This window comes from Streptomyces sp. NPDC060232, from assembly GCF_042726555.1.
Lineage (GTDB): Bacteria > Actinomycetota > Actinomycetes > Streptomycetales > Streptomycetaceae > Streptomyces.
Window position 1 is genome coordinate 247,775 of record NZ_JBHXAG010000004.1, and the last position, 20,820, is coordinate 268,594.

The 20,820-nt window shown below is 71.8% G+C and carries 17 protein-coding genes; 3 read left to right on the plus strand and 14 right to left on the minus strand.

The genetic code is table 11. The annotated features are described in order from the left end of the window. Positions 1–47: 47 nt before the first annotated feature. The 6 genes from ACFWFZ_RS09545 to ACFWFZ_RS09570 form a co-directional block, all read right to left on the minus strand. Entirely contained in the window at positions 48–1,349 is a 1,302-nt protein-coding gene (locus ACFWFZ_RS09545) for an MFS transporter (RefSeq protein WP_387119026.1), read from the minus strand. A gap of 13 nt (positions 1,350–1,362) precedes the next feature. Further along, the gene (locus tag ACFWFZ_RS09550; RefSeq protein WP_387119029.1) at positions 1,363–2,616 is read right to left on the minus strand and encodes an aspartate kinase; all 1,254 of its coding nucleotides are present in this window, start codon (positions 2,614–2,616) and stop codon (positions 1,363–1,365) included. 79 nt (positions 2,617–2,695) lie between these two features. After that, positions 2,696–3,514 carry a homoserine O-succinyltransferase gene (locus tag ACFWFZ_RS09555; protein WP_387119032.1) on the minus strand — a complete coding sequence of 273 codons (819 nt, stop codon included), beginning with the start codon at positions 3,512–3,514 and terminating at the stop codon, positions 2,696–2,698. Then, positions 3,511–4,890, minus strand: a complete 1,380-nt coding sequence (locus tag ACFWFZ_RS09560; protein WP_387119035.1) for an aspartate aminotransferase family protein — start codon at positions 4,888–4,890, stop codon at positions 3,511–3,513. The genes ACFWFZ_RS09555 and ACFWFZ_RS09560 overlap by 4 nt, the downstream gene beginning before the upstream one ends. An 11-nt stretch (positions 4,891–4,901) precedes the next feature. Next, a complete protein-coding gene (locus tag ACFWFZ_RS09565; RefSeq protein WP_387119037.1) occupies positions 4,902–6,239 on the minus strand; it encodes a SidA/IucD/PvdA family monooxygenase in 1,338 nt (445 codons plus the stop codon). Between the two features lie 54 nt (positions 6,240–6,293). Then, a complete protein-coding gene (locus ACFWFZ_RS09570) occupies positions 6,294–6,503 on the minus strand; it encodes a hypothetical protein (protein WP_387119040.1) in 210 nt (69 codons plus the stop codon). Between the two features lie 258 nt (positions 6,504–6,761). On the opposite strand from ACFWFZ_RS09570, the gene ACFWFZ_RS09575 reads away from it, so the two are divergent. The 3 genes from ACFWFZ_RS09575 to ACFWFZ_RS09585 all read left to right on the plus strand — a co-directional run bounded on the left by ACFWFZ_RS09575 (position 6,762) and on the right by ACFWFZ_RS09585 (position 12,537). Next, positions 6,762–9,797, plus strand: a complete 3,036-nt coding sequence (locus ACFWFZ_RS09575; protein WP_387119043.1) for a BTAD domain-containing putative transcriptional regulator — start codon at positions 6,762–6,764, stop codon at positions 9,795–9,797. A gap of 158 nt (positions 9,798–9,955) precedes the next feature. Further along, entirely contained in the window at positions 9,956–11,869 is a 1,914-nt protein-coding gene (locus ACFWFZ_RS09580) for a RiPP maturation radical SAM C-methyltransferase (RefSeq protein ID WP_387119046.1), read from the plus strand. Continuing rightward, positions 11,866–12,537, plus strand: coding sequence for a DUF5825 family protein (locus ACFWFZ_RS09585; RefSeq protein ID WP_387119049.1), 672 nt, complete (start codon positions 11,866–11,868; stop codon positions 12,535–12,537). Before ACFWFZ_RS09580 ends, ACFWFZ_RS09585 begins: the two co-directional genes overlap by 4 nt. A 51-nt stretch (positions 12,538–12,588) precedes the next feature. On the opposite strand, the gene ACFWFZ_RS09590 is transcribed toward ACFWFZ_RS09585, so the two are convergent. From ACFWFZ_RS09590 to ACFWFZ_RS09625, 8 genes are all read right to left on the minus strand, one after another. Beyond that, entirely contained in the window at positions 12,589–14,691 is a 2,103-nt protein-coding gene (locus tag ACFWFZ_RS09590; RefSeq protein WP_387119052.1) for a protein kinase, read from the minus strand. An 86-nt stretch (positions 14,692–14,777) separates the two neighbouring features. Beyond that, on the minus strand, positions 14,778–17,054 hold the full coding sequence (locus ACFWFZ_RS09595) for a PQQ-binding-like beta-propeller repeat protein (RefSeq protein ID WP_387119055.1): 2,277 nt from the start codon (positions 17,052–17,054) through the stop codon (positions 14,778–14,780). Further along, positions 17,054–17,911 carry a serine/threonine protein kinase gene (locus tag ACFWFZ_RS09600; RefSeq protein WP_387119058.1) on the minus strand — a complete coding sequence of 286 codons (858 nt, stop codon included), beginning with the start codon at positions 17,909–17,911 and terminating at the stop codon, positions 17,054–17,056. The genes ACFWFZ_RS09595 and ACFWFZ_RS09600 overlap by 1 nt, the downstream gene beginning before the upstream one ends. A 58-nt stretch (positions 17,912–17,969) precedes the next feature. Then, positions 17,970–18,167 (minus strand): Imm49 family immunity protein, encoded by a 198-nt coding sequence (locus tag ACFWFZ_RS09605; RefSeq protein ID WP_387119061.1) that lies wholly within the window; start codon positions 18,165–18,167, stop codon positions 17,970–17,972. Between the two features lie 283 nt (positions 18,168–18,450). Beyond that, a complete protein-coding gene (locus ACFWFZ_RS09610; RefSeq protein WP_387119065.1) occupies positions 18,451–19,305 on the minus strand; it encodes an immunity 49 family protein in 855 nt (284 codons plus the stop codon). Next, positions 19,302–19,709, minus strand: a complete 408-nt coding sequence (locus tag ACFWFZ_RS09615; RefSeq protein ID WP_387119067.1) for a hypothetical protein — start codon at positions 19,707–19,709, stop codon at positions 19,302–19,304. The genes ACFWFZ_RS09610 and ACFWFZ_RS09615 overlap by 4 nt, the downstream gene beginning before the upstream one ends. Positions 19,710–19,758: 49 nt before the next feature. Further along, positions 19,759–20,097, minus strand: a complete 339-nt coding sequence (locus ACFWFZ_RS09620) for a transposase (RefSeq protein WP_387119070.1) — start codon at positions 20,095–20,097, stop codon at positions 19,759–19,761. After that, positions 20,046–20,804 carry an IS630 family transposase gene (locus tag ACFWFZ_RS09625; protein WP_387119073.1) on the minus strand — a complete coding sequence of 253 codons (759 nt, stop codon included), beginning with the start codon at positions 20,802–20,804 and terminating at the stop codon, positions 20,046–20,048. The genes ACFWFZ_RS09620 and ACFWFZ_RS09625 overlap by 52 nt, the downstream gene beginning before the upstream one ends. Positions 20,805–20,820 lie beyond the last annotated feature (16 nt).

Genomic DNA, 20,820 nt, shown 5'->3' on the forward strand with positions numbered 1-20,820 from the left:
TGGATGGTGCGGCGTGCGGGGCGCGGTCACGACTCGGCCGCGCGTGACTACGCGACGCTTGTGGGCTGGTCGGTGTCGACGGGGCCCTGTGGCATCTCCCGCAGCCGGTAGACGGGCGAGAAGGTGATCCACACGGCCGGCAGCAGGATGCCGGCGACGCCGACGGCCAGGGCGGTGCGCAGCCCGAACACGGAGGCCAGCGAGCCGGCCAGCAGTGCGCCGAGCGGGATCGTGCCGTAGAGGATGAGCCGGTAGCTGGCGTTCATCCGCCCCAGCAGGCGGGCCGGTGTGACGGTCTGGCGCAGGGTGAGCGAGTTGACGTTGAAGACGGCCAGGTTGAATCCGTGCACGGCGAGCGTCGCGCCGAGGACCACCAGGGAGAACAGGCCGGTGCCGCCGGGCACGAGCAGCAGTACGGGTGACAGGCAGGCCAGCAGCGTGACCAGGCGCAGCGCCGGGCCGAAGCCGAGGCGTTTGCTGATCCGTCCGGAGAACGTCGCGCCCAGCAGCGCGCCGACCGACCCGGCGCCGACGACCAGGCCGAGCTGGAACGGGCTCAGCTCCAGTGTCCTGACCGCGTAGACCAGGAAGACCGTCGTCATGACGTTCTCGAACAGGTTGAACACGGCCGACTGGGTCGCCAGGTGCCGCAGGATGCGGCTGCCGACGACCGTGCGCAGGCCTTCGACGATGTCGGCGCGTACCGATTTCGCCTCGGCGGGCTGTTCCGGTTCGGCCTCCGGCCTGCGGATCCACCACAGGGCGACGGCCGAGGCCAGGTAGGTGGCGGCTCCGACGGTCAGCGCGACGGGCGCGGTCAGCGCGCCGACCAGGAAGCCGGCCAGCCCGGGGCCGGCGATGCCGGCCACCGAGTAGCTGGCCGTCATCTTGCTGTTCGCGTCCGCCAGGTCGTCCTTGTCGACGAGTCCCGGGATGTAGGAGAGGATCCCCACATCGAACAGGACCGTCGCCACGCCGGCCATGAACCCGACGACGTAGAGCCAGGGGAGCGAGAGCACGCCGAGCAGGTGGGCCACCGGCAGGGCGCCGATCAGCAGCACCCGGACCGCGTCCGCCGCGATCAGGGTCGGCTTCCTGCGCCGCCGGTCGAACCAGACTCCGGCCAGCAGGGTCACCAGTACGTACGGTGCGAACCTGGCGACGTTGAGCAGGCCGATCTGGAACGCGCTGGCGTTCAGGGTGATGACCGCCGCCAGCGGCAGCGCGATGTCGGTCACCTGCGAGCCGACGAGGGAGACCGTCTGCCCGCTCCAGAGTTTGACGAAGTCCCGGTTGGCGAGGACGCCGCGTCGGCCCGCGGTGTCCTCACGCCCCTGCGTGGTGGTCAATGCTCTCGCCCCCTCAGCCCGCTCGTCCCGCGCCGACGGGCTGCGGGGCCGCAGCGTCGGTGTGCAGGCCGAAGGCGCTGTGCAGGATCCGGGCGGCCTCGTCGACCGCGCCGGAGGCGACGTGGCAGGAGACCCGGCTGGGGGTGCTGGTGACCAGCACCGGCCTGATCCCCGTGCGCTCCAGGGACTCCAGGATCCGCAGGGTGACCTCGGACCGGTTGCCGCAGGCGTCCCCGGCCACGCTCACACTGCCCAGCTCCTCGTCGTGGACCGCGACGGCGGCGCCGACGTCCCCGAGGGCGGCGATGACCGCCTGCGGTTCGGCTCCCGGCGAGGTGAACCGGAGTTCGCCCGGGCTGCCGATGATGGATCCGACCGGCAGGCCGTGCCCCGCGAGGGCCGCCGACACCTGTGCGGGCGTCAGGCCGTCGACCTGGTAGAGCGGGTCGTGCCGGCGGTGGGCGACGCCGATGATCCGGGCTGTCTCGAACATGTCGTTCTCCTCCCTGACTTCTGTGATCCACGTGCCGGGTTCGCCGGTGAACGAGGACCGGACGTGGATGGCGACACCGTGCGCCGCCGCGAGCTCCACGGCTCGCGGCTGCATCACCTGGGCTCCCGCCTCGGCCAGTTGGAGCATCGCCTCGTGGCTGAGCCGGTCCAGGCGCCGCGCGTCGGGGACCACCCGGGGGTCGGCGGTGAAGACCCCAGGGACGTCGGTCCAGATGTCGCATTCGGGCAGTCCCAGTGCGGCCGCCACGGCGATGGCCGAGGCGTCCGAGCCGCCGCGGCCCAGTGTGGTGACGTCACCGTCGTCGGTGACGCCCTGGTAGCCGGTGACCAGGACGATCAGGCCCTGTTCCAGGGCCGCCACGATCCGGGCCGGGTCGATCGACTGCATACGGGCGTTGCCGTGCGCGGTGTCGGTCAGCACTCCGGCCTGGCGGCCGTTCAGGGAGACGGCGCGCTCGCCCAGCTCGTGCACGGCGATGGCGGCGAGCGCGCACGACATGGATTCCCCGACCGCCAGGAGCGCGTCCAGCTCCCGGGCGTCGGGCTGCGCCGTGAGGACGTTCGCCATCTCCAGCAGGTCGTCGGTGGTGTCCGACATCGCGGACAGGACCGCGACGACGTCCGCCCCGGCACGCCTGGCTTCCACCAGCCGCTGGGCGACCCGGCGCAGCCGGTCCATGTCGCCGACCGAGGAGCCGCCGAACTTCCACACCACCGGGCGCAGCGGGCGGCCGGACGGGCCTGCCTCGGACACGGGTGACACGGGTGACACGGGTGGTGCGGGTGGCACGGCTGACGTGGGTGACACAGGTGACACTGGCCCTCCCCGTCCTCTAGCGCGCGGCCGACTGGTCGCCGACCAGCCGGACCCAGCTCGCGAAGAACGCCAGGCTGTGGCTGCGCCACAGCCGCAGCGGCTGGTCCAGGTCGACGCCGACCGGTGCCCGTACGCCGGCCACCTGCTGGTTGACGTCCCTGTGGTACTCCTCCGCCAGCCGCGAGCCGTAGTACTCGGGGTGGCCGGTGTGCATGAGGACGGAGTGGTCGTAGGACTCGGCGATCACCGTGCCGGCGCCCTCGGCCCGGGCCAGGGCGCGGACGGTGGTGCTGGCGTCCAGCGCCTTGTCGTCGAAGCCGGCGAAGCGGCTGTGCGTCGACCAGAAGCGGTCGTCGAGGGACGAGGCGATGGGGCCGTCCTGCGCCAGCAGCTCGGTCTCGTACATGCCGGAGATCTTGGCGCTGTAGATGTCCTTGGGCAGCCCGTAGACCAGGTGGCCCACGCCCATCGCGCCCCAGCACAGGCCGAGCAGCGGCGATCCTTGCGCGTGGACGTCCTGCACCATGTCGTTCAGCTCGTCCATGAACCGCACCTCCTCGAAGGGGAGGTGCTCCACCGCGGCGCCGCTGACGATCAGGCCGTCCAGGGGCGCGTCGGCGGTGGCTTCCTTGTAGGTGCGGTACGTCGCGGCGATGCGGGCCGGGTCGTCCAGGTGGTAGCGGCGGGAGGAGATCCGGATCCACTGCAGTTCGAACGGCCCCGACAGGGACAGCTGCGGCATCAGCCAGTTCTCGTACTGTTCCGCGTTCGGCATCAGGTTGACGATGCCGATCCGCGGCAGCCGGCCGGCCCGTCCCGACACGATCGTGCTCATCGGCCGGCCTCCGCGGCGAGTTCCGCCTCCAGCGTGGAGAGGGCGTCGCGCAGGATCGCCACGGCCTCGTCGGCGACGTCGACGGTGATGTTCAGCGGCGGCAGCAGCCGGACGACGCTGTCGCCCCGGCCGCCGAGCTCGACGATCAGGCCCCGGCGCAGCGCCTCCTGCTGGAACCTGGCCGCGACCTCGGTCGCGTCGGCCGTCTGTGCGGCGGCCATCTCCATGCCGAGCATCAGGCCCATGCCGCGTACGTCGGATACCAGCGGGCTGTCGCCGAGGAGGTTCAGCTCGCCGAGCAGGTGGTCACCGATCTTGCGGACGTGGGCGAGCAGGTCCTCGCGCTCGACGATGTCGAGGAAGGCGTTGGCGCTCGCGAAGGCGAGGTTGTTGCCGCGGAAGGTGCCGATGTGGCTGCCCGGCGTCCAGGTGTCCAGGTGCCCCCGGTAGAGGATGGCGGCCACGGGCAGCCCCATCCCGGACAGGCCCTTGGAGGCGACGACGACGTCGGGGGTGATGCCGTACTGCTCGAAGGCGAACCAGGTGCCGGTGCGGCCGCAGCCGGTCTGGACCTCGTCCACGATCAGCGGGATGCCGAGCTCACGGGCGGTGTCGGCGACCCGGTGGACGAACTCGCGGCGGGCCGGGATGGCGCCGCCCTCGCCCTGGACCAGCTCCATGATGATCGCGGCCGGCAGCTGCACCCCGCCGTGGGTGTCGGTGAGCGTGTTCACCAGCACCTCGGCGCAGTTGGTGCTGCAGCTCTGGGGGGCGAGGCCGATCGGGCAGCGGTGGCAGTAGGAGTACGGGGTGAAGTGGATGCCCGGCAGCAGGTTGTGCAGGCCGGTCTTGGGCGCGTGTTCCGAGGTGAGGGACATGGCCCCCTGGGTGGAGCCGTGGTAGGCGCCCTGGAAGACGACGACCTGGCCGCGGCCGGTCGCTTTCTTGCACAGTTTGATCGCGGCCTCGACGGCGTCGGAGCCGGTGGGCCCGCAGAAGTGCATTTTGTAGTCGTCCCGGATGTGCTCCGGGAGCATCCCGATCTGGCGGCGTTTGAACTCGTCGCGCACCGGGGTCGGGAAGTCGAGGCCGTGCGTCAGTTTCGGCAGCTGCGCGGTCACGGCCGCGACCAGCTCGGGGTGGTTGTGGCCCAGGGCGAGGACGCCCGCGCCGGAGAGGAAGTCGATGTAGCGGCGGCCGTCGACGTCGGTGATGGTGGATCCGGACGCCTCGGCGATCGCGACCGGGATCCGGCGCGGGTAGGTGCGGGCGTTGGACTCGGTGGCTGCCTGGCTGTCGAGCAGCACGCGTCCGTTGGGTCCGGGCTGGGTGAGGTCGACCGCCGGTCTCGGTGAGGTCGCTTCGAGCGTCTGCATGATCGCCTCTCTCAGATGTCGGAACCGGGCGCCTGGGCGGCGACCAGATCGGCAGCGCCCTGCTCGGCGACCAGGCGCCGCTCAAGGCTTTCGACGATGGCCTGGGAGCGCAGCGCCAGCAGGCTGAACGAGCCCGCGTCGCCGAGCCCGTGCGTGGACTCGCACAGCCCGTTGACGAAGATCGGCGGCACCTCGCGCTCGAAGGCCGGGTGCGGGACCACGCCGTAGTCGTAGCCGACGGACAGCGGCCGGCCGTCCGTCACGCCGAGCACCTGCGTGAGGTCCTTCAGCAGCGGCGGCAGCTGCTCGGTCCGGCCGGTGATCCCCAGGTCCAGGTAGCCGGTGGCGAGGACGACGCGGTCGGCGTGGATGCGCTCGCGCTCACCGGTGATGTGCTCGGTGAGGTCCAGCGCCACGCCCTCGGGGGTGCGCTCCACGGCCTCGACACGGCGGTTGGTGCACAGGCGTATGCGCTCGCGGCCGTCGAGCTCGTCCTCGTACATGCGCATGTACAGGGCGCTGACCACGTCCGCGTCGGCGGCCGAGTAGTTGGTGGGGCGCAGCTGGTCGCGCAGCCGCTTCTTGCCCTCCTCCGACGCGTGGAAGTAGTACTCGACGAACGCCGGGAAGTAGACCTCCTCGGAGAAGGGGCTGGTGTCCTTGAGCCGGTAGCCGAAGCCGGTCATCACGTTGACGATCCGGGCGGCGGGGAAGCGCGCGATGAGGTCGAGGACCACCTCGACCGCGCTCTGGCTGGCGCCGACGACGGCGAGCGTGCCGTCGAAGTCCCGGTCCAGGCCCGCGATGTTGGGGAGGAACTGGGAGGTGTGGAACAGGTGCGGGGCCGGTACGCCGGAGAAGACCTCGGGGACGTTCGGCGTACGGCCGGGGGCCACCACCACGGAGCGTCCGCGGTAGGTCGTGCCGTCGGCGGTGCTGACCTCGACGAGCGGGCCGTCGTCGGTCGCGGTCACGTCGATGCCGGTGACCTCACGGCCGTAGTCCACGTCCGCCCGGACGGTCTGGGCGACCCACTGGACGTAGCGCGCGTACTCCTTGCGCAGCGGGTAGTGGGAGGGGAGGTTGAGGTGTTTGAAGAGGCGGCCCTGCTCGTGCAGGAAGTTGGTGAAGGTGTAGCGGCTGCGCGGGTTGCGCGGGGTCACCAGGTCACGCAGCGGGTTGTTCTGGATGTCGGAGCCGTCCAGGAGCATGGCGCGCTGCCAGTAGGGGCCGGGCTCCCGCTCGATGAACTTCACCCGGGCCTGCGGCCACAGCTCCTCGAACGCGACGGCGACGGCGACGTTCGCTGGTCCGTATCCGACGCAGAGAACGTCATAGGCATCGTGCACGCTGATCCTCCAAAGTTGAATGGAACGGGCATGCCGACGGCATGCCGGCTTTAGTCACGGACGGGAGACCGCCTGCACGTCCGCGCAAGCGCCGTCGGAGTACGGCCCGGCCGCGTGGCGGCCGGCGAAGAACGCGCCGTCGCTGAGGGCCCCCGCTGCGTGCGGGGCCGCCCACTCCGCGGCTTCCGGGCCGGTGAGGTCGCTTGCCGGCGCCAGGCCGGCGGTGTCCGCAGCCGCACTTTCGGTGTCCGCATTTCTGGTCATTTGAACTGCAGCTTCCGTCGGCGTCCGAGATGTAATGAGCTTTTCACTCACCGCTACCGGTTGGCTTCCGCCGGGCTTCCGACCGTGCGGTATCGTCCACAAGCGCAGGTCATCAGGTGGGGGGCGGTGCCCCGTTACCGCCCAAGGCGGACGGGGCCGGAAGGGATCTGAGTGACATTCGAGTTCCGTGTTCTCGGGCCGATCACGGCATGGCGTGACGGACTCGCAGTCAGACTCAACGGGCGCAAGACCAGATCGGTGCTCGCAGCGTTGCTGCTCCGCTCCGAACACGTCGTCCCGGTGGAACGACTCGTCGCGATCCTGTGGGGGGAATCGCCGCCGCCGACCGCCGTGGCCCAGATCCAGAAGTGCGTGTCCCAACTGCGCGGTGAGCTGGGCCCGGAGCTGATCGTCCGATCGGGCAACGGTTACCGCCTGCAGCTCGGCGAGCACCGGTTCGACCTGCGGACCTTCGACCGCGCCGTCGCCGACGCGAGGGCCGCGCTCGCCCAGGACCGTCAGCTCGACGCCCTGGAGGCGTACTGCGCCGGGCTCGCCCAGTGGCGGGGTGAGCCGCTGGCCGACGGCACGGAGGAGCTGATACGGACGGAGTCGCCGGCGCTGGAGGAGCGCCGGATCGGTGTGCTCATGGAGCGCATCGAGGCGGAGCTGGCCCTGGGCCGCCACGGCGAACTCGTCAGCGAGCTCAAGGCGCTGGTCGGGGAGCAGCCGCTGCGCGAGCGGCTGCGCGGCCAGCTGATGCTGGCGCTCCACCGCTGCGGCCGGGTGGCCGACGCACTCGCGGTCTACCAGGCCGGGCGCACCCTCCTCGCCGAGGAACTCGGCCTGGAACCGGGGGGCGAGCTGCAACGCCTCCACGAGGCGATCCTGGTCGGCGCCCCCGGTCTCGACCTGCCCCGCAAGGCCCCCGACGAGACGCCCGAGCGCGTCTGGTCGCCCATCGCCTCGGTCGTACCGGCCCAGCTCCCGCCCTCGATAGCCGACTTCACCGGACGTGCCGACCAGGTCGGCCGCATCCGCGAGACGCTGACGACGGGGGACAAGGAGTCACTGGCCCTCGTCGCCCTCTCGGGCAAGGGCGGGGTCGGCAAGTCCACCCTCGCGGTGCAGGCCGCGCGCCGCGTCGCCCCGCAATTCCCCGACGGGCAGCTGTACATACGCCTGCGGACGGCCGACACCCGGCCGCTCGACCCCCTGGTGGCGCTCAAACGCTTCCTGCGCGCGCTCGGCGTCGGCGAGGAGGGCATACCGGACGACCTGGAGGAGTGCAGCGAGCTCTTCCGCAGCCGGACCGCCTCCTCCCGCATGCTCATCCTGCTCGACGACGCCGTCAGCGAGGCGCAGGTCAGACCGCTGCTCCCCGGCTCACCCGGCTGCGTCGTCCTCATCACCAGCCGGCCGCGGCTCACGGGCCTGGAATCCGCCACCCATGTCGACCTCGACGTCTTCAACGCGGAGGAGTCCGGGGCGCTCATCGAACGGATCGCGGGACGCCACCGCGTCGCCGGCGACGAGGCGACCACGGCGGAGATCGCCCGGCTGTGCGGCTACCTGCCCCTCGCCGTACGGATCGCGGCCGCGCGGCTCGCCCAGCACTCCCAGGGCGGCATCACCCGGTTCGCCCGCCGCCTCGCCGACGAGCGGCGGCGGCTGGACGTACTGGTCTCCGGCGACCTGGAGGTGCGGGCCACGCTGGCGACCGGCTACCAGGAGCTGGGGACGCGCGAGCGCGAGGCGTTCTGCCTGCTGGGTCTGATCGACGCGCCGGACTTCGCCTCGTGGTTACTGGCGCCGCTGCTGCGCATCACCATCGACGAGGCCGAGGACCTGATCGAGGAACTCGTCAGCACGCAGCTCCTCGACGTCGTCGGATGCGATGTCGCCGGGCAGACCCGGTACCGGTACCACAACCTGGTCCGCCTGTACGCCAAGGAGCGGGCCGAGGCCGAGTACTCGCAGGCGCAGTGCCGAGCAGCGCTCGCCAGGGTGCTCGACGGGTGGCTCACCCTGTCCACGACCGCGGCGCAGCGCGTCACCGGTGAGCGCTCCCAGGAGTGGCCGGCCGCGCCGCAGGGCACGACGGAACGCTACGACGGCTTCGACCGCTCCGACGTCGACTACATCGTCGAGGACCCCTACCTCTGGTTCGAGGCCGAGCGCCCGGCGCTGGCGTCCGCGGTCGCGATGGCCTGCTCGAACGGATTCGGCCGGATCGCGTGGGAGCTGGCCGACAGCACGACCGGCTTCCTGGAGCTGCGACACCTCTACGACGACTGGGAGGCCGGCCACCGGCTCGCCCTGGCGGCGGCCGACGCCGACGGCGACACCCTCGGTGTCGGCGTCATGTCCCTGCGGCTCGCCAACCTGCGGTGCATCCGCAGGGACCCCGAGGCCGGCCTGGAACTCGTCGACCGGGCGGGCGCGATCTTCGAGGGCCTGGGCATCGGCGCCCTGCGGAGCGAGTGCCTGGTGATCCGCGCCGGGGCGCTGCGGGCGCTGGGCCGGCTGGGACCGGCCCTCACCGAGGCGACGCGGGCCGCCGGGCTGGCACAGGAATCCCCCAGCCTGCTCGCGCAGGCGCTCGCCGCCCGCGAACTGGGCACGATCCGTTACGAGCAGGGGCGCTGGGAGCTGTCGTCGGCCGCCTTCCAGGAAGCGGTCCGGCTCGGCCGCCTGGCCGGCAACCGGCGTGAGGAAGCCCTGGCGCTGCGCCACTGGGCCGTGGTGCTGCGCCACCGCGGTGAGCTCCAGGAGGCGAGGGAGAAGGCGGAGACCGCCCTCGCCGCCTTCCACGAGCTGGGGGACCGCCCCTACGAGGCGTTCAGCGGCCTCACCCTCGGCCTGAGCCTGCTGGAGCTGCGCGACCCGGCCGCCCGGCGGTTCATCGAGGAGGGGCACGCCGTCCTGCGGGACATGAACCTGGAGTTCGGGATGGGCGAGCTCTTCTACGTGCTGGCCTCACTGGAGTTCGCCGACGGCCACATCGACCGGGCCGTCGACCGGCTGGCCCAGTCCATCCGGCTGCTGGGCGCGGAGCCCGTCCACCACGTACTGCTCTCCGCCGTCGAGCTGCTCTGCCGGGCGCTGGACACCGAGGACCGGGCGGCGGGCCAGGTGCTGCGGCTGGAGCTCACCGAACTGGGCGCCTGCATCGGAACTCTCGCACCGGCCCGCCGAATCGACGCGATCCTCGCCCTGGTTGCACGCAGAGTGACCGGAAGGAATCCGGTAGTGACACTGTCTAGAGTTCCGGTTCTGCAACCGCTCCACTGACCACGGAAACGGACGGCGATCCATCGTGAAGAAGACCACCATCGTCAGCGACCCACGCGCGATGGCTGCGGGCAAGAGATCCGGCACGGACGTCATCGGCGTCCGCAGGACCCTTGCGGCGGAAGGACTCTGAGAAAGGCCGGAGGGCTGCTCCGCACATGCGTGTGACTCTGGTGAACATGCCGTGGGCTTCCTTGGACACACCGTCCCTCGCGCTGGGGATCCTGCATTCCGTCGGCCGCTCCCACCGGGCGGACGTGGAGACGGTGAACGCCAACCTGGACTTCTACGACTGGGCGGCGGAAGCGATCGGACTGAGTGTCGAGGACTACGAGTTCTTCGCCAGCCACGCGTACTTCGAAGGCTACGGGGACTGGGTGTTCTCCAGCGCCCTCCACGGCGTTCCGGCGTGGCGGGTGCGCGCATTCGAAGAGCGGATGGCACAGGGGCTCAGCCCGCACCTGCGGGCCGTGACCCTGGCCCTGCACGAGGCGTCCGCGCGGTTCGTCGAGGAACTGGCCGCGCGGATCGCCGACACCCGACCGGACGTGGTCGGCTTCACCACCACGTTCCAGCAGAACACCGCCGCCCTGGCCACGGCCGCGGCGGTCAAGAGGCTGTCGCCGGGCACCGTCACGGTGCTCGGCGGCGCCAACTGCGACGGCCCGCAGGGCGCGGCACTGCACCGCAACTTCCCCGCCGTCGACTACGTGGTCCGCGGCGAGGGCGAGCGGGCCTTCCCCGCGCTGCTCGGCGTGGTCCGCGGCGAGGTGGAGCCCGCGACGGTCCCCGGGCTGTGCTGGCGCCGGGCCGACGGTGCGCACCGGGCGAACGCGATGTCCCGGCTCCCGCTCCCGCCGGGCGAGTTGAAGCAGCCGGACTACGGGCCCTACTTCACCCGGGTGCAGTCGTCGGCGGCCCGCTCCAGGATCGAGCCGAAGCTGGTGCTGGAGGGCTCGCGCGGATGCTGGTGGGGCGAGAAGCACCACTGCACCTTCTGCGGGCTCAACGGATCGTCGATGGCCTTCCGCAGCAAGGCCCCCGAGACGTTCCTGGGCGAGATCCTGGAACAGACCCGGCGCCACCAGGTGCTCGACGTCCTCGTCGTGGACAACATCCTCGACATGGGATACCTGCGCAGTGTGATGCCCGCGCTGATCGAGCGGGGCCACGACCTGCGGTTCCACTACGAGATCAAGTCCAACCTGCGCTACCGCCATCTGCAGACGCTCGCCGACGCCGGGCTCGTCCAGGTGCAGCCGGGCATCGAGAGCCTGAGCAGCCGGGTCCTGCGCCTGATGGACAAGGGCGTCACCGGCTGCCAGAACGTGCGCCACCTGCGGGACGCCCAGTCCGCCGGGCTCTGGGCCACATGGAACTACCTCTACGGCTTCCCCGGCGAGCGGGAGCGCGACTACACGCAGGTGATCCGGCAGTTGCCCGCCCTCGCCCACCTCACCCCGCCGGACGGCGTCACCCGTATCGAGATCGAGAGGTTCAGCCCCTACTTCGACCGGCCGGAGCTGGGCTTCGCCCCGCTGCGGCCGGCGCCCCACTACGCGGTCGTGTACGACCTGCCGGAGGCGGAGCTGTACGACCTGGCCTACCTCTTCGAGGCCCCGCACGCCGGTATCGGAGAAACCGTCGCCAAGCAGCTCGCCGGCGCCGTCGAGCGGTGGCGCGACCTGCACCTCCACAGCAGCCTCACCCGTTACGACATCGGATCGAGAATCGTGCTGACCAACCGGCGGGAGGACTTCGACTGGACGACGCGGAGCATCACCGACCCCGTCGAGGTGGCCGCGTTCCGTCTCCTGGAGGACCCGCGGAGTTCCCAGTCGCTGACCCACCGGCTCAGCGCCAGGTTCAACGCCAGCGTCTCCCCGGCCCGGGTCGCCGAACTGCTCGCGGAGTGGGGCGAGGCCGGGCTGCTCTACGAGGACGCCGACCGGTACGTCCACGTCGTGCCCCTGGGCACCAACGCGGAGCTGACCCGCCTCGGCGGCTCCGCCCCGGACCTGACCCGGGACTTCACCCGGGCCCCCGGCCCCGCGTACGAGGAGGCCTCGTGATTGCCGTCCGCAAGCCGGTGATCGACCTGTGGCGGGACTACCGGGACCACGCGCGGACGCTTCCGGGCATGCACCTCGGCAGCGTCTCCGTCGCCGGCGCCTGCGCGGACGCGGCGTACACCGCCCGCGAGCTGTACCGCACGGGCGTGCGCAGGGCGGAGTTCAGCACCCTGGTGGACCTGTCTCCCGCGGCCGAGCCGATCTGCGCCGTACGGGTCCTGGACCTGGTCCGGGAGCTGACCGCCTGGGGCGTCGTCGTCGACTGGCGCGTGCGGCTGCCCGACGCGGGGTCCTGCCGGTCCGGCCCGTCGGCGTTCACGCTCAGCCATCTCTACCCGCCGTCCGGGATCGTGGGACCGGCCGACGCGGCGGAACTCCGCTCGGCCTGGGCCGAGGGCTTCTTCCTCGGCAAGTGCCTCGTCCGCAACGGCCCCGGCTTCCTGGAGATCCGCGACCACCGGTCCGGTGTGCTGAACCGGATCGTGATCGACGAACCGGCCTACCTCGCCGGGGTGGAGGCGGTCCGGGCGGCCCCGACGGCCGACGGCGTCGACCCCCGTGTGCGGGCCGATCTCGCGGCGGAGTCCCTCCTGGTCGGTGTCGGCGACCTCTGGTGGTGGGCGCCGCACCGCCCGCACCGCTGGCCGCAGCCGCCCTTCCGGGTCTGACGGCGGACCACCGCGCGGCGCCCGGCGGCTCGGAAGCGGCCCGGAGGCGGCTCAGAACACGGGCAGGGCGGTGAGCGTCGTGCCGTCGAGGAGGAACACGCGGTTCGCGTCACCCGTGATCCAGTACCGGTCGGGGTTCTTGATGACGCGGAAGACCCACGCCGTCCGGCCCTCGGGCGACAGGTCGACGACGTTGATGCCGCCCTCCGTCCTGTTGACGGTGACGGACCACAGCCCGTGGCCCTGTACGACGAGCGGGCTGGGCGGGTCGCATTCGAACAGGCCCTGGAAGCCCCAGTCCGTTCCCCGGCCGGTGCGCAGGTCCAAGCGCAGGGGGACGGTCAGCACGCTCGCGTACACGTGGTCGCCGTGGATGGTCGGCGGGCCCCAGAAGACCGGCGTCCCGTTCGACGGCTTGGGGTTCTCGGCCGACCAGAGCTCCTTGCCGTCGACGACGTCGACAGCGGAGAGGTTCTTCCCGGTCACGCACAGGGTGCGGCCCGACACGGCGACCATGGCCCGGCCGTCGGCGGACTGCTGGCGGCGGTCCCACACCGTGCGGCCGTCGGCCGTGTCGAGGGCGACGACGCTGCCGTCCGCCGCCGTGACGACGAGCCGGCCCTGGGCCGCCAGGCCGCGCGAGGCGGCGTCGCGGCCGAGCTCCGCGCCGACGCCGACCGTCCAGCGGATCCTGGCATCGGAGCGGCCGACGCTGCGTACGCGCCGGTCCTTGGTCACCAGGTAGACGGCCTCGTCGTCCGCGGCGAGGAGCCATGCGGCATCGGCGGGAGCCGTCCACTTGGGCTGCCCGGTCGAGGCGACGAACGTCACGAGGGTGCCGTCGCCGTCGGTGGCGGCCACCAGCCGGTCGGAGAGGGACAGGTAGCGGTTGGTCGCCACAGCCTCCTTCGCCGTCCACCGCAGTGAGCCGTCGACGACGCTGCGCGCGGCGATCCCGCCCTGCGGCGCCGCGACGACGACCACGTCCCGCACGGGGAGGGGCGCGGGCGTGTCGGCCGCGACGGCCGAGGCGATGCTCCACAGCGGTGCGGGAGTCTCCCCCAGGACGTAGTCGCCCTTCTTGGTGTCGAAGATCCTGCCCTCCGGCGTCCGCGCGGCCGGAGGGATGTCGAAGGGGCCGCCGCCGGAACGGTTCGCCAGGCCCCACCAGGCCGCGGCGCCCCCGCCGGCCGCCAGCACGGATCCGCCGACCGCGAGACCCGTCAGCAGGCGGCGTCGGGAGAGGGGGCGCGGTGCGACCCCGCCGGGCACGGCGGTCAGCCGGTGGAGGCTGTGCTCCCGGGAGGTGATGTCCCGCGCGACAGCTCCGTGCCGCCAGGCGCGTTCGGCTCCGCGGGGCGGTGCGGACGCTCGGGCGATCTGGTCGGGCAGCGGCCGTGACGCAGGGTCCTTGGCGAGGCACGGGCCGATCAACGGCCTCAGTGCGGGCGGTAGGCGGTCCAGGCGCGGCTCGCCGTGCACGACCTCGTACTGCACGGCGGCGACGTGCGAACCCTCGTAGGCGTGCCCCCCGCTCGCCGCGTACACCAGGACCGCGCCCAGGGAGAAGACGTCGGCCGACGCTCCGACGCGCTGCCCGAGGACCTGCTCGGGCGCGCCGTACCCCGGGGTGACCGGGACCTGGCCGGTGGCGGTCAGGGTGAGGCCGTGTTCGGGGCGGGCGATGCCGAAGTCGATGACGCGGGGGCCCGTCGCGGTGAGCACGATGTTGGCGGGCTTGAGGTCCCGGTGGACGAGGCCGGCGGCGTGGATGTCGCGCAGCGCCCCGGCGAGCGCCGCCGCCAGGGCCCGTACGGCCGGCTCGTCGAGCGGTCCGTGGGAGCGTACGGCGTCCGCGAGAGTCGGCCCGGTCAGGAACTCGGTGGCGATCCACGGCCGCCCGCCTTCGGTCTGGGCGTCCAGGACGCGGGCCACGGACCCGCCGCCGACCGCCTGGGCCATCCGGGCCTCGCGGACGAACCGCTGGGTGAGGTTCGGGTCGTGCGCCAGGTGGGGGTGCAGCACCTTCACCGCGGCGGCCCGCCCCTCGCCGTCCTGGCCGACGTAGACCTTGCCCATGCCTCCTTCGCCGAGGACGGCGAGGATGCGGTAGGGGCCCAGTCGGATCGGGTCTCCGGATTCCAGGGGCTTCATGGGGTGTGAGGCTTTCTGTGAGCTGGTGCTGTGGCCGGAAAGGTTTGCCGGGCGCCGCGACCCGGTGGACCTTTGCGGCCACCGCACTAGGCGAGGGGGTACGCGGCGACGTATTCGCCGCCGATGGCGATGAGCCGCTTGGCGGCCGGGTCGGCGAAGTACCGCGCCCTGGCGGCCTTGAAGGGCCGGCTGAGGGCGCCGGTGCGGATGTCGGCGGCCACCAGCGCGGAGGAGGCCCCGTCGTAGGCGTACACGTACGAGGTCCCGACCGCGGGCGGGACGGCGAGGTCCTCGGCCGTGACCGTGCGGGTCTTCTCCGCCCACCGCAGGGTGCCGTTCGCGGCGTCGAGCGCGATCAGGCCGCGGTTCTCCTCGATCGCGTACACCACGCCGTCCTTGACGGCCGGGGGGCCGAACCGCGCCGTCGGGGTCTGTCCCGCGAAACGCCAGGCCGCCTTGCCGTCGGCGAGCCCGAGCGCGACGAGCTCACCCGCCGACGGGTACACGTGCCGGTCGTCGACGGCCAGGTGGGCCCGGTTGAGGACCGGCTGCGGGCTCTGCAGCGGCTTGTCCCACAGGACCCTGCCCGTCAGGGCGTCGTGGACGACGAGGCGCGGCTCCCGATCGGCGGGCTGCTGGACGAGGACGAGGTGCCGGCCGACGGCCCGCGCGGACAGGTAGTGCAGGTGCGGGGACCCGTCGGGCCGGGCGGGCAGCGGCACCTCCCAGAGCTTGCCGCCGGAACGGGTGTCGACCTTCAGCAGGAACCACCTCTGGTCCTTGCCGAAGCCGTCGCGGTGGTGGGTGCCGCGGCCTCCCACCAGGTAGACGGCGTCGCCGGTCGCGCAGAGCAGCTGGGTGCCGTAGAGGATCGCCCGCAGGTCCCCCAGCACGCTGAAGGGGGCGTTGAGCTTGCCGGTGGCCGGGTCGACCGTGCAGACGCGGAGCGGGTCGGCCTCGTCGAGGGTGTGGTCGGCGGCGTAGATCTTCGTGCCGTCGGTGGTGGTGCGGCGCATGAAGTAGACGGAAGAGTCGGCCCACTTGGCCGCTCCCGTCGCCGGGTCCAGGCCCTTGACGCCGTACTCGCCGACGAGGAGGAGACCGTCCAGGGTGAGCGGGGCGGGCGGGATGAGCGGGTCGGCGTAGCTGACGGGCTCCTGCCACAGGAGGTCCCAGGCGGGTTCCCCGGACACGGGGGCGGGCGGTTTCGGCTCGGTGCCGTCCTGACGGCCGAGCCAGGCCCAGGCGCCGGCTCCGGCCGCCGCCGCCCCCAGTACGGAACCCCCGCCGAGGGCGAGGAGCCGGCGGCGGGACAGACCGGAGGGCGGGGGTGACTGAGCGCCGCTCGGGAGGGTCGCGGCGAGGGCGTGCTCCGGTGGGGCCGGGAGGCGCTGGGGCGCTGTGTTCCAGACACCGCCGACGCGGCGGGCGATCTCCATGAGGAGGGGCTCGGGGAGGTGGCCGGCGAAGCCGTGCTGCCCGGGGTGCAGCAGGGCGGCGAGTTCGCCGGTGGTGGGCCGGCCGGCGGGGTCCTTGTGGAGGCAGCGGGTCAGGATCGGCAGCAGGGCCGGCGGGAGCCCGGTGAGGTCGGGGTCGGCGTGCCGGACGCGGTACATGAGGTCGGCGTGGCCGCCGCTGCCGAAGGGGCCGTGGCCGGTGGCCGCGTAGGTGAGGACGCCGGCGAGGGCGAAGACGTCGCCCGCGGGGGTGTGTTCCAGGCCGGTCGCCTGCTCGGGGGACATGAAGGCGGGCGTGCCGGCGGCGGTGCCGGTGCGGGTGAGGCGGTCGTCGCCGAGGGCGCGGGCGATCCCGAAGTCGATGACCTTGGGACCCTCGGCGGTGATCATGACGTTGGAGGGCTTGAGGTCGCGGTGGACGACGTCCGAGGCGTGCAACTGGGCCAGCGCCGCGCACAGCAGGGCCCCCAGGGCGCGTACCGCGGGCTCGGGGAGCGGTCCCGCGAGGGAGACGGCCTCGTCGAGGGGCGGGCCGAGCACGTACTCGGTGGCCAGCCAGGGGGTTTCGGCGAGCGGGTCGGCGTCGAAGACGCGGGCGCCGTGGACGGGGCCGATGACGCGGGCCGCGTCGACTTCGAGGCGGAAGCGGGTGCGGACGGCGGGATCGGCGGCGATGCGGGCGTGCATCGTCTTGAGCGCCGCCGTCCGGCCGGTGGCCGAGCGGGCGAGGTAGACGGTGCCCATGCCGCCGCTGCCCAGGCGGGCGAGGAGGCGGTAGCCGCCGAGCACGTGCGGGTCGTCGTGCGTGAGCGGGGCGAGCAGCGGGCTGCGCGGCGGGGTGAGCGGAGAGGCGAGGGGAGGGGTGAGGGGAGGGGTGAGCGGAGAGGCGAGGGGAGGGGTGAGCATCAGTGGTGGGTCCGGGGCATGGGAACGGGCGGCTCGGCGGCGAGGACCCCCGCCGACTGGCGTGCGAGGGCGACGACGACGGGCGCGGGCAGGGGCATCGGGCCGGCGGCCGGCTCCGGGTGGGTGAGGAGCTGGTGTGCCTGCGGGCGCCGGGCGGGGTCGCGGGAGAGGCAGGCCGTGACCGGCTCGCGCAGGAAGGCGGGGAGCTCGTCGCGTTCGGGGACGGTGTGGCCGGTCGCGGCGTAGGCGAGAACGGCGCCCAGCGCGTACACGTCGCCCGGCGGCTGCGGCCGGCCGCCGGCGGCCTGCTCCGGGGCGAGACTGCCGGAGTCGAGCCCCGGCAGGCCGCTGCGCGGCTCGCCGTCGGGAGCCGCGACCCGTACGGCGCCGAAGCAGCTCAGGCGGGGGCCGTCGGTGGTGAGCAGCACGGCGGCGGGGGACAGGCCGGCGTGCGCGACGCCCTGCGCGTGGGCGGTGGCCAGCGTCCGGGCGAGGGCCGCGCCCAGGGCCCGTACGACCGGGTCGGGCAGCGGCCCGCCGTGCGCCCGCAGGGCGGCGGGCAGCGAGAGGGCGGGCACGTAGGGCGCCGTGCACCAGGGCAACTCGGCGCCGCCGCCGCCGACCTCGCCGACCGGCTGGAACCCCGGTACGGAGAGCCGCCGAGCCCCCTCGGCCTCGATGGCCCAGCGGGTCGGGTCGGTGTCGGGGCGCGGGAGCCGGGCGAGGAGGGTACGGCCGTCGCCGCTTCGGACGACGAACGCCCGCTCGGGAAAGCTGAGTTCAGGCTCGGTGGCGAGCCGCGCGAGTGCGGTGTACGCCCCGACCCGCACGGGGTCGTCAGGCCGCAGCGCTTCCATACGCGATATCCCCCGTGTGTCTTGATCTCGCCCACCCTACTCAAGCCCCGGGCCGGGGCTACGCGTCGAACTCGCCGCGCCAGGCGAAGTCGAGGAGCGCCTGCGGGAGATAGTCGGTCTCGACCTCGACCGGGAGGCCGTTGGCTTTGGCCTTGGCCAGGCAGGCCATGGCCAGCGGGCCGAGGGCCACGACGCCGTGGATGTTCTGCCTGCGGTCCTCGTCGGCGGGGTCCTTGCGCAGGAAGCGGTAGAGCATCGTGATCGGCGGATACCGGAGCTTGCTGCGCGACCCAGCGACTCGACGCCCTCCCCATTCCCGGCTGACCAGCAGCAACGACCCACCCCTACGGCAGCAGCACCCGGACCGGAACTGTGGAACCCGGCACCCACCCGACACAACAGCCGGGACATCGGCATGCCCACGGCCCGCCGAACAAACCGAAACGGCCCACCGCTGAACTGGCGGACCGTCACGAAAGATCGAGGCCAGAAGCACCGCGGATCGGGCTCCGCTGCCCGTCCGGGCTTCCTGGCTCTGGTTACGTCGGGAACTCGCCCACCCAGTCGCGGGTGAGGAGATGGTGGGGAAGGTATCCCGATTCCACATTGATGGGAATTCCACCATCGTGTGCGTGACAGGCGAGGGCCAGAGGGGCCAGAGCGAGGTGTCCGTCGGGCTTCTCTGCGCGTTTTTCGTCGACGGTCCAGTACGCCTTGTGGAGTTCGAGTGACTGCACGAGGAACTCATTGAAGCCATCAGGGTTGTTGGTGATCAGCAAGTAGAAGAGGTTGATGGGCGGTGCCAGCAAAGTCTGGAGCAGGCCGTGCGGGGTGATGGTGGCGGCGTCGGGCTGTGACATCTCGACGGCGAGGGTGAGTTTCTCCACCAAGTCGGGGCCCTGAAGCCAGTAGGTCTGGAGAGCGTCCACCCAATGCCAGACGAAGATGTCGTAGCCGCTGGATGCGATGCGGTTGAGCGGAACCTCCGCGAGTGCGTTCAGCCGTTCCCGATCGCGGCACACCATGGCCAACCAGAAGGTGGTCAGCCACGTGCCCAGGTCGGCGAAGCTTGCCGGGCCCTGGGCCGGCAGGGTGCGCATCTCACGGTTGATCCGACACTCCACGGTGCCTTCATCCGCGCACACGGTGGCGAACACGGCCGACCCGAGCTGCAGCGTGTTGACCACGGCCTCCCATGTCTCCAGCCGCTCCGCGGTCGGATCCACGGTGCAGCGCGCCCCGAGGTGCAGGAGGGCGTCGTTGAACACCATGGGGAGTGAATTCGGGTACTCCTCCAGCTCGTCGATGTCCCGAGCGAGACTCACCCAGAGACGCTCGGCCCACTCCTCTTCCGTGGCACCCGGGGTGAAATGCCGAGTCACGGTGACGGTCACGGAAGGCTCCTCTTGCTGAGGTCGAATCGCTGGTAGTGGTGGCCATTGTACGCAGGCGCGTTGGTGTCACCCTTGACGACTACATAGTCCAGCTTCCCGTGCTTGAGGGCTGTCTTCAGGGCCTCTGCGAGATCATCCTCGCTCTTGATCGTCTTTCCTCGGTCCTTCATTTCCCTGATGATGTCGAAGAAATATTCCTGCGACCCCTGAGAAACCCTGCGTCCCGTGGGTAGATTTCGGCCCCCGAGTCTTGTTTTGATGCTGCTCTTTGCCTCGATGACGACATACCTGCCCCCGGGCGTGAGCCACACCTGGTCGAACTGATCGTTGCCGTTCTTCGGCCCATGCAAGGTCTGTTTCACGGAACCGGGGTGGTTCTCGGCGATGTAGTGGTGCTCCGCCACGAACTCGCCGTAGCGCTCGGTTTCCCTATTGATCAGAAACTCATGGGGTTCACTCGTCGAGGACGTAGCGGACGTGCCGGCCGCCGAAGTATCCCCGCACGATGTGGGGCTGGCGTTGTCGGCGGTGGAAGAACCTGCGGGTTTCGGCGGCGAGTTCGGCCTGGTTCCTGGCCCGGTGGGCGTGGGGCAGGCTGCGTTTGAGGTCGGCGTTGACCAGCTCGTCGGGGTTCAGCTCGGGTGAGTACGACGGCAGGAAGTGCAGCTCGATCACCTCCTTGTGGTCGGCGAGCCAGGACCGGACGCTCTTCGAGCGGTGGGCCGAGTGCTGGTCGACGATCAGGTGGACCTTGCGGTCGAAGTGCCCGACAAGCGGTCCAGGAAGCGGCACATGACCGTCGCGTCGAACGACTCGGTGAAGACCATGAAATGCATCCGGCCCTTCGTGCTGATCGCGGACATCGCGTTCACGGAGAACCGGTTCCCGGTGCGGCGGACGACCGGCGTCGTGTCTTTGGCGCCCCAGGTGCGGCCGGTGACCTGATCCGAGCGGACCCCGACCTGATCGGCGAAGAGGACTTCACCGTTCTCCGCCTTCGCTCTGGCCCGGATCGCCGGCCAGGTCTCCTCGTGCCAGACACGGACCGCTTCCGCATCCTGCTCGACGGCCCGCTTGTCCGGACGCTTGAACGTCAGTCCCCAGGGTTTGAGGTACTTGCCCACCCCGGGTTCGGTGAAGCGGATCCGGTACAGCTTGAAGATCAGCTCGCCTATCAGCCCGCGTGTCCACAGCTGACCGGAAAGTCCCAGGCCGGAGGGGGTGTGATCGAGGACGGCCTGTCGGACGGCGGCCTGCTCGGCCTCGGACAGAACTTGATGCTCGCCCACCCTGCGGCCGCGCGGACGGGACAGCAGCGCGTCCTTGCCACCGGTCTGCCACCTCGTCCACCAGTTGTCCACGGCCCTGACCGACACCTTGAACAGGGCCGCAACCTCTGCCCGGTCCCGCCCCTTCACCAGCGCGGACACCGCCAGCAACCGCACAGCCTCCTGCGCGTCCGGCGACCAGGTCCGCGCATCCCCCACCGGATCACTCACACACCGTCAACGAGCG

Coding starts and splice junctions, on each gene's coding strand:
- ACFWFZ_RS09555 (WP_387119032.1), bottom strand. CDS start 3,514: ATGAGCACGATCGTGTCGGGACGGGCCGGCCGGCTGCCGCGGATCGGC.
- ACFWFZ_RS09560 (WP_387119035.1), bottom strand. CDS start 4,890: ATGCAGACGCTCGAAGCGACCTCACCGAGACCGGCGGTCGACCTCACC.
- ACFWFZ_RS09570 (WP_387119040.1), bottom strand. CDS start 6,503: ATGACCAGAAATGCGGACACCGAAAGTGCGGCTGCGGACACCGCCGGC.
- ACFWFZ_RS09580 (WP_387119046.1), top strand. CDS start 9,956: ATGCGTGTGACTCTGGTGAACATGCCGTGGGCTTCCTTGGACACACCG.
- ACFWFZ_RS09590 (WP_387119052.1), bottom strand. CDS start 14,691: ATGAAGCCCCTGGAATCCGGAGACCCGATCCGACTGGGCCCCTACCGC.
- ACFWFZ_RS09595 (WP_387119055.1), bottom strand. CDS start 17,054: ATGCTCACCCCTCCCCTCGCCTCTCCGCTCACCCCTCCCCTCACCCCT.
- ACFWFZ_RS09600 (WP_387119058.1), bottom strand. CDS start 17,911: ATGGAAGCGCTGCGGCCTGACGACCCCGTGCGGGTCGGGGCGTACACC.
- ACFWFZ_RS09605 (WP_387119061.1), bottom strand. CDS start 18,167: ATGCTCTACCGCTTCCTGCGCAAGGACCCCGCCGACGAGGACCGCAGG.